General features: G+C 57.4%; 19 protein-coding genes. 14 read left to right on the forward strand and 5 right to left on the reverse strand.

Annotation, left to right across the window (positions count from 1 at the left end):
• Window position 1: 1 nt before the first annotated feature.
• The 3 genes from F8N80_RS14870 to F8N80_RS14880 form a co-directional block, all read right to left on the reverse strand.
• On the reverse strand, window positions 2–310 hold the full coding sequence (locus tag F8N80_RS14870; RefSeq protein WP_150784151.1) for a hypothetical protein: 309 nt from the start codon (window positions 308–310) through the stop codon (window positions 2–4).
• Window positions 311–391: 81 nt separating this feature from the next.
• Window positions 392–691, reverse strand: coding sequence for a hypothetical protein (locus F8N80_RS14875; protein WP_224790687.1), 300 nt, complete (start codon window positions 689–691; stop codon window positions 392–394).
• An 11-nt stretch (window positions 692–702) separates the two neighbouring features.
• Window positions 703–993, reverse strand: a complete 291-nt coding sequence (locus tag F8N80_RS14880) for a hypothetical protein (RefSeq protein ID WP_224790688.1) — start codon at window positions 991–993, stop codon at window positions 703–705.
• Window positions 994–1,765: 772 nt separating this feature from the next.
• Between F8N80_RS14880 and F8N80_RS14885 the strand changes: the two genes are divergently transcribed.
• Window positions 1,766–2,077 (forward strand): DUF1654 domain-containing protein, encoded by a 312-nt coding sequence (locus F8N80_RS14885; RefSeq protein ID WP_150784153.1) that lies wholly within the window; start codon window positions 1,766–1,768, stop codon window positions 2,075–2,077.
• A gap of 47 nt (window positions 2,078–2,124) precedes the next feature.
• Here F8N80_RS14885 and F8N80_RS14890 read toward each other — a convergent pair whose 3' ends face one another.
• Complete coding sequence (locus F8N80_RS14890; protein WP_150784154.1) at window positions 2,125–3,117, reverse strand: hypothetical protein; 993 nt, start codon at window positions 3,115–3,117, stop codon at window positions 2,125–2,127.
• Window positions 3,118–3,247: 130 nt separating this feature from the next.
• Window positions 3,248–4,114, reverse strand: a complete 867-nt coding sequence (locus F8N80_RS14895; RefSeq protein ID WP_150784206.1) for a LexA family transcriptional regulator — start codon at window positions 4,112–4,114, stop codon at window positions 3,248–3,250.
• Window positions 4,115–4,198: 84 nt separating this feature from the next.
• Here F8N80_RS14895 and F8N80_RS14900 point away from each other — a divergent pair, with 84 nt between their 5' ends.
• The 13 genes from F8N80_RS14900 to F8N80_RS14960 all read left to right on the forward strand — a co-directional run bounded on the left by F8N80_RS14900 (window position 4,199) and on the right by F8N80_RS14960 (window position 11,645).
• On the forward strand, window positions 4,199–4,438 hold the full coding sequence (locus F8N80_RS14900) for a helix-turn-helix domain-containing protein (RefSeq protein ID WP_150784155.1): 240 nt from the start codon (window positions 4,199–4,201) through the stop codon (window positions 4,436–4,438).
• Between the two features lie 35 nt (window positions 4,439–4,473).
• The gene (locus F8N80_RS14905; protein ID WP_150784156.1) at window positions 4,474–4,818 is read left to right on the forward strand and encodes a hypothetical protein; all 345 of its coding nucleotides are present in this window, start codon (window positions 4,474–4,476) and stop codon (window positions 4,816–4,818) included.
• Between the two features lie 22 nt (window positions 4,819–4,840).
• Window positions 4,841–5,095, forward strand: a complete 255-nt coding sequence (locus F8N80_RS14910) for a hypothetical protein (RefSeq protein WP_150784157.1) — start codon at window positions 4,841–4,843, stop codon at window positions 5,093–5,095.
• Window positions 5,096–5,266: 171 nt separating this feature from the next.
• Window positions 5,267–5,689, forward strand: a complete 423-nt coding sequence (locus F8N80_RS14915) for a phage regulatory CII family protein (protein WP_150784158.1) — start codon at window positions 5,267–5,269, stop codon at window positions 5,687–5,689.
• A 184-nt stretch (window positions 5,690–5,873) separates the two neighbouring features.
• Complete coding sequence (locus F8N80_RS14920; RefSeq protein ID WP_224790689.1) at window positions 5,874–6,581, forward strand: helix-turn-helix domain-containing protein; 708 nt, start codon at window positions 5,874–5,876, stop codon at window positions 6,579–6,581.
• On the forward strand, window positions 6,574–7,953 hold the full coding sequence (dnaB, locus tag F8N80_RS14925) for a replicative DNA helicase (protein WP_150784159.1): 1,380 nt from the start codon (window positions 6,574–6,576) through the stop codon (window positions 7,951–7,953). Before F8N80_RS14920 ends, dnaB begins: the two co-directional genes overlap by 8 nt.
• Window positions 7,953–8,162, forward strand: coding sequence for a hypothetical protein (locus F8N80_RS14930; protein WP_150784160.1), 210 nt, complete (start codon window positions 7,953–7,955; stop codon window positions 8,160–8,162). Before dnaB ends, F8N80_RS14930 begins: the two co-directional genes overlap by 1 nt.
• Entirely contained in the window at window positions 8,159–9,487 is a 1,329-nt protein-coding gene (locus F8N80_RS14935; protein WP_150784161.1) for a tyrosine-type recombinase/integrase, read from the forward strand. The genes F8N80_RS14930 and F8N80_RS14935 overlap by 4 nt, the downstream gene beginning before the upstream one ends.
• On the forward strand, window positions 9,459–9,779 hold the full coding sequence (locus F8N80_RS14940; protein WP_150784162.1) for a hypothetical protein: 321 nt from the start codon (window positions 9,459–9,461) through the stop codon (window positions 9,777–9,779). The genes F8N80_RS14935 and F8N80_RS14940 overlap by 29 nt, the downstream gene beginning before the upstream one ends.
• A gap of 3 nt (window positions 9,780–9,782) precedes the next feature.
• Entirely contained in the window at window positions 9,783–10,136 is a 354-nt protein-coding gene (locus F8N80_RS14945; RefSeq protein WP_150784163.1) for an antiterminator Q family protein, read from the forward strand.
• Between the two features lie 213 nt (window positions 10,137–10,349).
• A complete protein-coding gene (locus F8N80_RS14950; protein ID WP_150784164.1) occupies window positions 10,350–10,679 on the forward strand; it encodes a phage holin, lambda family in 330 nt (109 codons plus the stop codon).
• Between the two features lie 2 nt (window positions 10,680–10,681).
• Window positions 10,682–10,876, forward strand: a complete 195-nt coding sequence (locus F8N80_RS14955; RefSeq protein ID WP_150784165.1) for a hypothetical protein — start codon at window positions 10,682–10,684, stop codon at window positions 10,874–10,876.
• A gap of 28 nt (window positions 10,877–10,904) precedes the next feature.
• Window positions 10,905–11,645 (forward strand): hypothetical protein, encoded by a 741-nt coding sequence (locus tag F8N80_RS14960; RefSeq protein ID WP_150784166.1) that lies wholly within the window; start codon window positions 10,905–10,907, stop codon window positions 11,643–11,645.
• The last annotated feature ends 69 nt before the right edge of the window (window positions 11,646–11,714 follow it).

Here is an 11,714-nt window from a genome sequence, read left to right on the forward strand (position 1 = left end):
CTCAAGGCGCTATTCCGGTTTCTGCAAAATTCTCAAGCTGCCGCGACCACTTTTCTTTAATCACTAATTTAGGTCGCGACATAGTGATGAAGCGTTCCGATTCTTCGGCCGTCGCGGCAGCCAGATTGATCAAGAACGTCGATACCGTCTCCTGCCATTCCTCGAAGCTGTGGCGTTCGCCCAGCACCTGAAGGGCATCATCCAATGCCTTCGACACAATCAGAGTGCGCTTCTCGGCACCGATACGATCCAGCAGGGCACGCTCCTTGGCGCGCTTGTCCTTCTGAATCTCTGCGTTGCTCTTGGCCATGGCCTGCCTCTTCAATTCCGTGGGCCGGTATATCCAGCCATGTCTGTCGTCGGCGCTGGCGCACCTGGTTGTTGATGCGCCTCACGATGGTTCGGCGAATTTAAAGCCGTTCTCCTGGCCAATCAGCTTCACGCCTTTGACGTGCAAGCCCAGCGCTTTAGCGGCTTCAGCTGCAGTCTTCCCGGCGTCGGCCTGTTCTTTGACTTGGGGTGCCAGCTTGTCACGTCCTGCCCGGAGGCGGTCATGGTGGCTGGTGGTACCAATGAAGGGCGCATCAGCGCTGACGCCGCGAGGGATCTCCTGCGCCTTCTTGCCGGTGGCGAAGAAGTGATCCATCTGCTGGTTGAGATTGGCGATGATCGAGTCCCGCGGGTTGGGCATTGGTACTCCGATCATTTGTCCCACCCATCGATGTTCACTTTCGCACCGTCGGCTCGCGCTTCCAGCACCTGTGCCAGGTTGATTGCCGCCCGCCAAGTGAAGCGGAACCCTTTCACTTTGCCGGTGGCACGTTCAATGACGTGATAGGCGTTCTCGGCCTTGGTCACGACCTGAAAGCGAACAGCGCTGACCGGCGCAGTCTTGCCGATCATTGCGTAGAACTCGGCGGTGGCCGCCGTTGCGCGGATGTGCAGGGCGATGTTGCCGTCGACTCGCGCTTGCATCATTGGGTGCATTTGCATGGCTGATCCCTCGGGTTGTGGGGTGTGTATATTCGTCAGCACTCGGCCGCCTGCTGGTTGCCGTTGGGCGCAGGGGAGAGTGCTGACGGATAAAGGCAGAGAAGGGGGTACCCAGGCCCGCTACTGGCGTCGGCCTGGGGTTGATTCGTTAGCGGTGGTCCATATACGTTCGGGCGGGCTACCAGCTCAGGGCTGGCCGATGCGCGGTGACATCGACGCCACAACTGTCCGCTGCCTGTCAGGATTTTCAGCGCAGCCTTCAGGCTTGCTGCGCTACCAAGGTGAAACCGTTAATGCTGCATTGATGCAAACCCTCCGTGAGTGATACGGAAAAAGTTTTCCGGTTAAGTGCAATTTGTTTACGATTGCCGCCGGACGGGGCGGGGCGCATTGCTTGCCGGGTCATTCACACGGTTCTGGCGTTTCACCATCGATCAGCCGTACAGGGTGCTCCCTGTCGTTGGCAGGCTTTCGGGCCTGTCTGCTCGCCGGTCGCCGGTAGAGGCAATGCGGTCTGTTGTTTGTTGCGCTGACTGTTAAAGAGCAGCAGGTCTCTCGACCCTTCTCAGCTGGCCCCTGATTGGGTGCCGGCTGTGATGGGGCGAATATGTACTAATGGTTCACAATGGTCAAGTACCAAAAGTACATTTTGTTCCAAAAGTACAGAGAACGGTGAATGTCCGCCGCAGGTTGTTTTAGGTATTTACCGAAGGAGATGGCTTCGATATAGTCGGGTTTATACTGGATGCATATACAGCAATCTGAGGGCGATATGGCAAAGGCGAAGAAGCAGGCGAAAGCAACAATCCGGGAGGAAGTCAGCGGCGTCGAGCGGCTCGGGATGCGCGTCTCATCGATGATCAACCACCCGGTCGCGCAGACTCAGCGGTGGGTAACGATTCATCGTCTGGATACCGATGGGGATCGGGAGTGGGAGGAGGTGATGGGCTTGCTATCCGAGACGGACGAGATAGATATGACGTTCAACGATGATGAGTCGGTGACGCTGAAGTGGGAGGCGAGCACCGAGGAAGATCGGCCGGTAGAAGCTTTCGAGCCAGTAGAGGAGCCGGCGCCTTTCTAGCAAGCAAGAAAAAGCCCGCTGAGGGGCGGGCTTATCTGATCGAGATATTATTGCTGGGAAAGCCGGGCACTACGTGCGACCGTGATGTCATCCACTGCTAGGACGTCAGTGCGGACAATTTTCTCCTTTTGCTCAGCCGAATAATGGAAAATACGTAGGGGGCTAGAGTCGCGCAGCGAATCGAAAAGTTGATTTATTTTCTGCTGATCGAACTTCGAAAGATCCACTCTGCCTGGAAATGTATAGTCCTGACCAGGAAGCCTAAGCGTCAACGACAGATATTCGGGATGACGCTTAATCATCTCGATGTAAACATCCTCCCGTCGCTCTTGGCGCGTCTTGATTGGCGGCTCCTGAGCTCGGATCTTATCGAGCTCGTCAGCATTAAAGTGCTCGCCTTGAATATCTATGGATGAGGCATCCGGTGCCCCTATAACGATAGCTCGATAACCCTCAGCTGCTCGGTCCTTTATAGCTACCGCTTCTGGCGGGAGCTTGCTTGAGGCGAGGGCGTCAGCCAGTTTGGAAACCAGCGCGGCTTGAGTTTGAGAGGTCTTGTCTGCGCTTGCCAGCTTTGCCTTTTCCAGGTCGGAATGGTTCCAGCCGGAAAAAACCATGTAACCAGCGAAACACAGCACTGCAACAATCAGCAGCGCAGTGACTTGTCCGCCGCTCATTTTGCTCATGGGAAGGGCCGATATGATTTTGTTGAGAGCATTATCAAGCGGACCCTGGCCATCAGTGCTTCCTTCCGTGATGTGGAAAATGAGCTCGAGCTCAGCCTTTTCGGCTGCCGTCAGCTTAGCAAGTGATGATGAGCCGTACCTAATTTCCGTATAGGCTCGCATCAATTGCTCTTGGAACTCGATAAGGCCCAGCATCAGCTTCGGTGTCAACGTACCCTTATATCGATCGCCTTCCACCTTAACGTCGAATATGGGCCAGCCCCTAAAGACGGGAAGTCCCCCGCCAAAATCACGAATCTGATCTAGGGCGCTTAAGAAAGATTCCGGCCCATCAACAAATACAACGTCCCTCATGGCGATCTGCTTCCTGCGATTTTTTTAAGGTGCGGGGTGCTGCTCCCCAGCAGAATTATTTCAGCATTTAACCGGCCGGGCTGGGCAGCTCTCGATTGGCTAATAACGGGTTACAACCATAAGGCAGGGGCTAAACCAGCTGGGAATTCCACACCAGGAGCACGCGAGCCTGAATGTGAACCTCTTCTGCGCGGATCGTCTCCGGCGGGTGTCTGGTATTATCAGAAATCATTTTGACTCGATCATCGCCCATCCACTGGAGGCGCTTGATGTACAGGTGTCCATCCCAGGAAAACATGTAAATTCCGTCGCCTGCGAAATCACGAATGCTGACGTCCACGAGAAGCGGATCGCGATGCTTGATCGTTGGCGCCATTGACTGGCCCCATCCGGTGACCATCTTGAGATGGAAGTGCTCCTTAAACTCGACACCCATCTCGCGCAGATGCTGAGGGCTGACCCGGACGTCCTGGAGCATTTCCGGATAGTCGTGCGGGATCTGCCCGCCACCCATCGCAGCGCGGATGTCGTAATGCGCGATCCAGACCTCGTCACCCATCGCTCCAGGACGATAGTAATCCAGCTCAATGACACCTCCGCCGTCATCGGCCTCGGCAACTGCAAGTAACCGCCTGCGAGCATCATCAGACAATCCTTTTCCTTGTTTGGAAAGCATGTTCCGGACGATATCAGCTGCCGATTGGGAGTGGCTTTCACTATCGCCACTTTCTACTTCAGCAAGCTTTGAAATCTTGGGCTCACCACCTGCGCCATGTTGAAGCCATTCGATTTTTACACCTAGCGCATCCGCTATAGCGCTCATCTTGGCGGGCCCTGGTAAGGCCTCACCATTTAGCCACTTGCTCGAAGCCTTGGGGGTGACTTTGGCAATTTCTGCCAGGCGAGCCCCAGCGCCCCACTGGTCAATGCCGTGGGCGGAAAGCGCTTTTTTGAGGCGAGCAACGAACGCTGCGCGAATTTCTTCTATCTGAACCATTGGTTCAGCATCGCACGCCCTTGCATGTACTTTCAGTTCCGACATAATATGTACTGTAAGTTCATACATTGACTCGGAGGCCTTATGCGGCCGCTTAAGAAATCGATCAATGACGCTGGCGGCGTGCCGGTGGTTGCGCTGGCCTGCGAAAAGTCTCCTCGGGCCGTTTACAAGTGGCTTACCGCTGACTGCTTGCCGCGCACCGAATACACCGGTGAGACGCGCTATGCCGAGCGAATTGCTGCCCTAGCTGCTGCCAATGGAAAGCCGTTCGAACCGTCTTGGTTGCTCTCGGAAGCCCATCCCAAAAAAGCCGCCGCCTGACCCAGTCCCGTCACACCGACCCCGGAAGTGAACCAATGGCCTACGACAACAAAAAGCATCGCAACACCCATCAGCTGAAGTCGCGGTTGAATGACAACGCTTACGCCGACCTCGTGACCGAAGCAGTCGAGCGCCAGATTCAGCCGGGCGCACTGGTTCGCGATCTCACTCTGGCGGCTTTGCAGTTCAAGCGGGACTACGGGTACTTCCCGCTGCTTGACGACAACGAGTTGGACGGCTTTCCGGCGCTGGGTGAACTGGCTCGCGAGCTGAAGATTCAACCTGGTGCACTGGCTCGCGAACTCATTCGGTCAGCCCTGCAGGCCAAGCGGGAGCAGGACGACATGCCCCAGATCAACGACAAACAGCTCAGGGCCTGACGAGGCCATGGAGGAGGCGCCAATGCCTGCATTACCAGAAGTAGGGCAGTACACGCAGGAAGAGAAGGACGGTCTTGAGAAGTGGGCTGACGAGGTTGGTATCGGTATGGATCAGCTGGCCGACCGGATCTTGCAGATGACAGAGCTGCGCGTAATCGAGCGGCGTAGTGCTGCTCGCCTCGCAGCAGATAAAGCCACCTTGCGAGGCCGCCTCGCTGCTCACTGCGCACAAGGGGCGCAGGCAGAGAACGTGGTTTCGATTTTCCCTGGTAGGTAACGGTCCGGCCCCTAATAAGGGGCCGCAATAGGGATTGAGCAAAGCGGGGCTGGCACCTAATAAGGGGCCAAAAAGAAAATAAGGTCATGGGTTCATCCCTGATCAGTTGATGAACCAATGATCGCCTTGTTGGCATTACGCCACCACGGAAACAGAAACGAGGTTTTACGAATGGACAAGTTCTTGCGGGCCTGCCACGACGCGGTCAAGGACAATGAAGCGAAGTCGTTGAGCGCCAAGATGGGTGTTCCGCATGTGAGCCTGCTCCAGCGCGCAAACCCGGACAACGACGCTCACCACCTGACTATTGAGCATCTGTACGGGATCTTGCTGCATACCGGCGACAAGGGCCCGCTGGCGGCTCTAGCTGACGAGTTCGGTTTTGATCTGGTGGCGCGTGAGCGTCCAGCGCCGAAGCCATTGTTGACTGCGCTAGGGCACCTGTCCGCCGAGTGCGGTGATGTGGGTCGCCTGATCTTCGATGCAACCGCCGACAACCACATCAGCCAGCACGAAAAAGCCCAGGGCGATAAAGCCATCCAGGAAGCCATCGACGCGCTGCATGTTCTGCGCGAGTCGCTTAAGGCTGCCTGAATTTCAGACACAAAAAAACCGACGTACGAGGTCGGTTTTTTCAACAGCGGCAAAACTTTGTGGAGATGATTATGCACAACCTAAGCACCCCCGGCAATACCCGTCTGGTCGTGACACTTTCCGAGCAATCGGAAAACGTGTCACGACTCAACGTCACGGTTGAATCTGAAACTGGAGAACAGCTGTGAGCACCATAATCATGAGCTTGTGCTGGCCGCTTCAGGGCATGAGCGGACCACAAAAGGCTGTGCTGATTTCGTTGGCGGACAACGCTAACGACGAGGGAGTTTGCTGGCCTTCAGTTGCTCGTATTTCGGAACGTACCTGCCTTGCTGAAAGAACTGTCCAGACTGCGATCAAGTGGTTGGGCCAGGTTGGACTCTTGTCAGTTCGTGAGCGCATGGGTCGCTCGACCATGTACACCCTAACCCCGGCAGCATATGCACCCCAGCAAGAGCCGCACCCCGCAGCAGATGCACCGTCACCCCCGCAGCTGACGACACAAACCCCCGCAGCAGCCGCACCCAGAACCGTAATAGAACCATCAAGTGAACCATCACCTCTTGTCGGCGATGAACAAATCCCGAAAGTCTCGAAGGCGAAATGCCCAATCCAGGCAATCGTCGACTTGTTCAACAAAACAATTCCTGAATTCCCTCGGGTCGTGATGCTGACCAAGGATCGAATCGCCAAGATCAATGCCCGCTGGAACGAAAGCGATGTGCATAAGGATCTCGGCTTCTGGGCTGAGTATTTCGCCCTGGTCCGTTCGAGCAAGTTTCTGATGGGGGAGGTGTCCGCTTCTGGTGGCAGCCCGTTCCGTTGCAACTTCGACTGGCTGATCGCCCCGAGCAACTTCGTGAAGGTTGTCGAGGGTAATTACCATGCGTGATCCGCACAGCATCGAGGCCGAACACGGCCTGCTTGGCGCGATGATGCAGCGCCCTGAGCTGATCGACACCCTGAGCGACGACCTGTCCCCTGAATCGTTTTTCTTTCCCGAGAACGCAGAGGTGTACCGGGGGATCGTGGCGCTTCGCTCGGCTGGCAAAGCTGTCGACTTCCTCACGGTTGGCAATCACGTTGGCAATCTGCTGGACGGATCTCCTGCCTTCGCCTACTGCGCCGAAATCGTTAATGGCACTCCCAGCGTTGCCAATGCCAAGACCTACGCGGAAATCGTGCGGGAGCGGGCAATCGAGCGGGCACTGTTCGATCTGGGCGGCCAGGCGATGGATATCGCTCACAGTGATCAGGATGTGCAGGCGAAGATCGCCGCTGTCCAGGCTGCCGCCATGGCGATTGACTGCGGCTCGGGCGATGACGACATCGTCAAAGTCGGCGATGTGCTGGTCGATCAGCTGGAAGTTTGGCAGGACCGCCACGACCGCCATGCCCGCGGTGAAACTCTCATCGGAATATCGACTGGCCTGAAAGACCTTGACGAGAAATTGGGTGGCCTACAGCCAGATCATCTGTACATCGTTGCCGGGCGTCCTGCCATGGGCAAGACCACCTTGGCGATGGGGTTTGTTCTCGAGGCAGCAGTGCGCCAAAGCAAGTCGGCACTCGTCATCAGCCTGGAGATGAATAAAGGTCAGCTGCTCGACCGGGCCGTGGCATCTGAGGGTCGTATCCCGCTCACCATGGTGAAGAACGGTACGGCATGCCAGAGCCACGGCGCGGAACTCGCGGCCGCGGCCGGTGTGCTGACCCGGGCCCCGCTGTACATCGCTGACCGCGCCGGATCATCGATTGGCCGCATTCGCTCATTGGCTCGCCGCCACAAGATGCGTTATGGCCTGGACCTGCTGATGATCGATTACTTGCAGCTGCTGGAAGGCGAGGGCGGCAACCGGACCGAAGAGGTCAGCAGCATTAGTCGCGGTTGCAAGCTGCTCGCCAAGGAGCTGGGCATTCCCGTCGTGCTGCTGAGCCAACTCTCCCGCAAATGCGAAGAACGCCCCAACAAGCGGCCAATCCCCTCGGACTTGAGGGAGTCAGGCGCCATCGAGCAGGACGCCGACGTGATCTTGTTCGTGTATCGCGACGAGGTCTATCACGAAAACACCGAAGCCAAGGGCATTGCCGAAATCATCATCGGTAAGGGGCGCGACATTGAGATGGGCACGGTCCGCACGGCATTCCTTGGCCAGTACAACCGCTTTGAAAACCTTGCTGCCGGGTGGAAACCGGAGGCTGTCGAGCCACCGGCAAAGGTCACCAGCCTGGCCAACCGTTACCGTCAAAAGGAAACATTCTGATGGACTCCAAGCGACTTGCTGTTCCCGAGCCGTCCACCTACCGCTTCGCGGTGTTCTGCTGCTCTTTCAAAATGGATTTGAGCAGCACGCCAGACCATGCCTTGGCGCTGTTCGCCGACGAGGCCATGGCCAATCGGTATGGCGCGTGGATGTGGCCTACAACGTTCGAGGTGGTTGACCGTCTCGCCCAACCGGAGATGACCGATTGAGCGCTCTGATCAAGACCCTGACCGTGAAGCTGTCAGACACTGAAATTCAGCGCAACGCCAAGCTTGAGCATGTGCGTGACCTGCATGATGCGAGTCACCCGGCGTTGCACTTCCGTTATGCGAAGAACCGCGCGCGCGGGTCTTGGTACCTGCTGAATAAACGCCAGTGGCACCGCATCGGCGGCTTTCCTGATCTTTCCACCAAGCAGGTCGTCGCGGCCTTGCCAGCCGTGCGCCTGCGAGTTGCGGCTGATGGCGCTGCCAGCGTTTCAGGTTGGGTGACCGTCGGCGAACTGCTGGACTGGTTTGGCGATCGCATGGCCCGCTCCCGCGCGCTCTCTGCCAAGCGACGTTCAGCCGGCAAGTCGGCGATCAGTTGCCAGCTCAAACCACGCCTGGACGATCTGCTTATCCGCGACGTCAACGCCCAGACCCTCGACAAGCTGCTGATGTGGCCGGCACAGGAAGAATTGTCGCTGTCGTACGTCCAGCAGTTGTACCGCCTGCTCGCGGTGGCCTTCCGGCAGGCTCGCAAGTTGGACCTGATCCCGGCCAACCCGATGGCCGAGCTCAAGTTCATCCACTTCACGACGGCCCGCATCCTGCCAAAGCCCGCCCGCCTGCGCGATGTCCAGTTGCCCGAACTGGTGGCGCAGCTGACCGAGCGCTTCGAGAGCGCACCCGGTGACGCCATGCTGGCCTTGATGATGCTGTGCCACGGTACGCGGATCGGCGAAACCCGCCAGTCCCGCTGGGCCGACATTGCTCTGCCTGAGCGTGAGTGGTTCCTGCCGGCCGAGCACACCAAGAGCAAGACCGAGCTGCGGGTGCCGCTGACCGACCAAGTCTGCGCGTTGCTGCGCCGGTACCGTGACCTTCAGGCCGCCCAGGGGTATGAAGGCCCTTTCCTGTTCCCATCTCGCCGAGGCAAGGCTCTGAGCGATAACCAGGCCAGTGCAGTGTTCACCCGACTGGGGCACGGCGCTTGGACCAGTCACGACCTGCGCAAGGTGGCCCGTACTGCTTGGACTGACCTCGGCGTAGACGGCCATATCGGCGAGATGTTGTTGAACCATTCGCTGGGCAAGATCGCTTCGACCTACATCAACACCCAGGCCAAGGAGCAGCGTCGTCTGGCGCTGGTGAAGTGGCACAACTGGTTAGATGAGCGCGGGTTCAAGGCGATCCACGAGCAGACAGGCGTTAGATATGAAGATTCGCAAAACCTCGCAGACGCCTTGAATAGCGCGGCCTGCGAGTCAACTCCGCAATTTGTTAAGGGCGAGGTATCAAAACATGCAGCAAGCACTGGGGCCTGGCTTTAGCAAGGAAAGGGTCGAGCTGGAGCTTTGCCCGATGTGCAGGGGTAGAGCAGTCAAAAAAGGGGTGTTTTTCGAGCTGATCTGCACCCATTGCAACGGCTCAGGTTGGGTTGTTTCGGGTAGTAGGTTGGTGCTTTCTTCAGACGAGTTGGTAACCCAGTTGAGCTTTAAATTGCAGGAGGCTCAGCGCGAAATCACAGCACTCAAGCGTGCGCCGTATTTGTCGGGCGAGGGCGTGCAGTACCAACAGAACAACCGCCGGGGCGCCGGTGGCACGAATTACACAGGGGATTGAGCAATGACCAGAGCAAAACAGTTCAATGATCGCACCGTGGAAGATCTGCTCGAGCATTGGGGTCGCTGGGTAGTGTTGGGGTCTTGCGTGTCCTGCTGTGCTTCACGGGAAAACACCATCGCCGATCCGATGATCACCGACGATGAGGCTTTGCTCATAGATCGTCTGGTTGGTCGGCTTCGTAATCGCTACCCAGAGTGCGGCCGGGTAATTATCAAGTACTACACCTCGCGGCATGCGACTTTCAGGGATGTAGCGCGCGACTTGAAGTTCGGTGAAGAGAAGGCCCGGCAACTCTGGAAGGCGGGTGTCGCTTGGGTTGACGGTGCTCTAGAAACTCGCCGCGAAGCCGCTTGACAGCCCCGGTCCCGATCTATAGATTTCTCGTTACTTTGCGGTTTTTCCGCGAGCAAAGCCCGACCCTAGAGTTGGGCTTTTTGCTTTCTACAGTTCTTCGAGCCTCGGCATTTGCCGGGGCTTTTTCGTTTTCGGCCCCACCACACCCATCGCTCCGAGCTGGGAGTGCTGTTGGGGCCGAACCTATTACTCGCCCCGTGAGGGCATATGAGAATGAAAAATATGCCCGACAAACCTGACACCTGGCTGATGGTGATCGCGTGGCTTGGCCAGCATGCCCCAACGATTTATGCCGGTGCCTTGTCATTTGTTGTGGGTGCTCTTCGGATCATCTACGGCGGCGGCACTCGACGACAGGCTTTGCTCGAAGCATCGCTTTGCACGCTGATCACCATTGGGCTTATCCCGCTACTCGAGTACTTCGGGCTGCCTCAGAACTTTGCGACGGCTGCCGGTGTGTTCATAGGTTTCCTTGGTGTGAAGAAGATCGCTGATTTGGCTGATCGTTTCGCTGATTTCAGATTGCCCAGACGGCAGGAGTGACCATGCAACTTATCGAAAATTGGAAACAGGCCCTGAAGATGACCAGTGTGCAGGCTGGTGCCTCAGTAGTCGCGCTGGGTGTTGCTGAGCAGTTGATGCCTCAGCTTCAGACCATCCTGCCGCCGGTGGCCTATGCCGTCCTCGGTGTCATCGTGATGATCGCCCGCGTGGTCCTGCAGCCGAAGCTGGCCAAGTAAGGGCTCTTTGTTGTGACGGGGGTGACTGATGTTCAAGCTCGATATCGGCGTTGATGACGCACCGCTGACCAAGTCGGCGATGGATTTGCAGCGCCGGCATATCCCTTTTGCGTTGGTCCTGACGGCAACCCGTTTGGCTAAACGGATCAAAAAGGGCGAACTGGCCGTGATGCGGCAGCGCCTCGATCGGCCAACCCCGACCACGATGAACAGCCTGTTTGTGAAGGCTGCGACGACCAAGGGCAAGCCGGCTGAGGTGTACTTCAAGGATTCTTGGACGTCGGGCATTCCTGCAGATGCCTACCTGCAGCAGGCGGTCTTTGGTGGCTTGCGGCCGCATAAGCGCTTTGAGAAGTCCTTGATTGCGCGCGGCATCATGAAGTCGGGCCAGTACGCGCTGCCCTCAAAGGTGTTTCTCAACCAGTACGGCAACGTATCGCGGGGCCTGATGACCAAGGTGCTGTCGGGTCTGGGTGCGGCTGAAACCGTCGGTGGCTTCAATGCGAACGCCACGGACAGCAAGCGCAGTATGGCCAAAGGTAACAGGCGCTACTTTGGCGGCGTGGTTGGTGATGAGTCGGGTGTGTGGGAGCGCATGAATACGAAGTGGGGGGCGGCTGTTCAGCCGGTGTTCATCTTCAGTGATGGCGCACCCAGTTATCGCACCATCTTCCCGTTCTTCAAGATCGCGGAAAACATCGTCAAGGCCCACAAGGCGCAGGAGTTCGGCGATGCGCTGGCCCATACCATGGCCACGGCTCGGCCCTGATGCCGTTTCGTGAAAAAAGATCGAAAAAAGCCGCTTTTCGGGTGTTTTTCGCTTGACAGGTCGGGCAGG

Source organism: Pseudomonas fluorescens (assembly GCF_902497995.1).
GTDB lineage: Bacteria > Pseudomonadota > Gammaproteobacteria > Pseudomonadales > Pseudomonadaceae > Aquipseudomonas > Aquipseudomonas fluorescens_BK.

Coding starts and splice junctions, on each gene's coding strand:
- F8N80_RS14870 (WP_150784151.1), bottom strand. CDS start 310: ATGGCCAAGAGCAACGCAGAGATTCAGAAGGACAAGCGCGCCAAGGAG.
- F8N80_RS14875 (WP_224790687.1), bottom strand. CDS start 691: ATGCCCAACCCGCGGGACTCGATCATCGCCAATCTCAACCAGCAGATG.
- F8N80_RS14880 (WP_224790688.1), bottom strand. CDS start 993: ATGCAAATGCACCCAATGATGCAAGCGCGAGTCGACGGCAACATCGCC.
- F8N80_RS14885 (WP_150784153.1), top strand. CDS start 1,766: ATGGCAAAGGCGAAGAAGCAGGCGAAAGCAACAATCCGGGAGGAAGTC.
- F8N80_RS14890 (WP_150784154.1), bottom strand. CDS start 3,117: ATGAGGGACGTTGTATTTGTTGATGGGCCGGAATCTTTCTTAAGCGCC.
- F8N80_RS14895 (WP_150784206.1), bottom strand. CDS start 4,114: ATGGTTCAGATAGAAGAAATTCGCGCAGCGTTCGTTGCTCGCCTCAAA.
- F8N80_RS14900 (WP_150784155.1), top strand. CDS start 4,199: ATGCGGCCGCTTAAGAAATCGATCAATGACGCTGGCGGCGTGCCGGTG.
- F8N80_RS14905 (WP_150784156.1), top strand. CDS start 4,474: ATGGCCTACGACAACAAAAAGCATCGCAACACCCATCAGCTGAAGTCG.
- F8N80_RS14910 (WP_150784157.1), top strand. CDS start 4,841: ATGCCTGCATTACCAGAAGTAGGGCAGTACACGCAGGAAGAGAAGGAC.
- F8N80_RS14915 (WP_150784158.1), top strand. CDS start 5,267: ATGGACAAGTTCTTGCGGGCCTGCCACGACGCGGTCAAGGACAATGAA.
- dnaB (WP_150784159.1), top strand. CDS start 6,574: ATGCGTGATCCGCACAGCATCGAGGCCGAACACGGCCTGCTTGGCGCG.
- F8N80_RS14930 (WP_150784160.1), top strand. CDS start 7,953: ATGGACTCCAAGCGACTTGCTGTTCCCGAGCCGTCCACCTACCGCTTC.
- F8N80_RS14940 (WP_150784162.1), top strand. CDS start 9,459: ATGCAGCAAGCACTGGGGCCTGGCTTTAGCAAGGAAAGGGTCGAGCTG.
- F8N80_RS14945 (WP_150784163.1), top strand. CDS start 9,783: ATGACCAGAGCAAAACAGTTCAATGATCGCACCGTGGAAGATCTGCTC.
- F8N80_RS14950 (WP_150784164.1), top strand. CDS start 10,350: ATGAAAAATATGCCCGACAAACCTGACACCTGGCTGATGGTGATCGCG.
- F8N80_RS14955 (WP_150784165.1), top strand. CDS start 10,682: ATGCAACTTATCGAAAATTGGAAACAGGCCCTGAAGATGACCAGTGTG.
- F8N80_RS14960 (WP_150784166.1), top strand. CDS start 10,905: ATGTTCAAGCTCGATATCGGCGTTGATGACGCACCGCTGACCAAGTCG.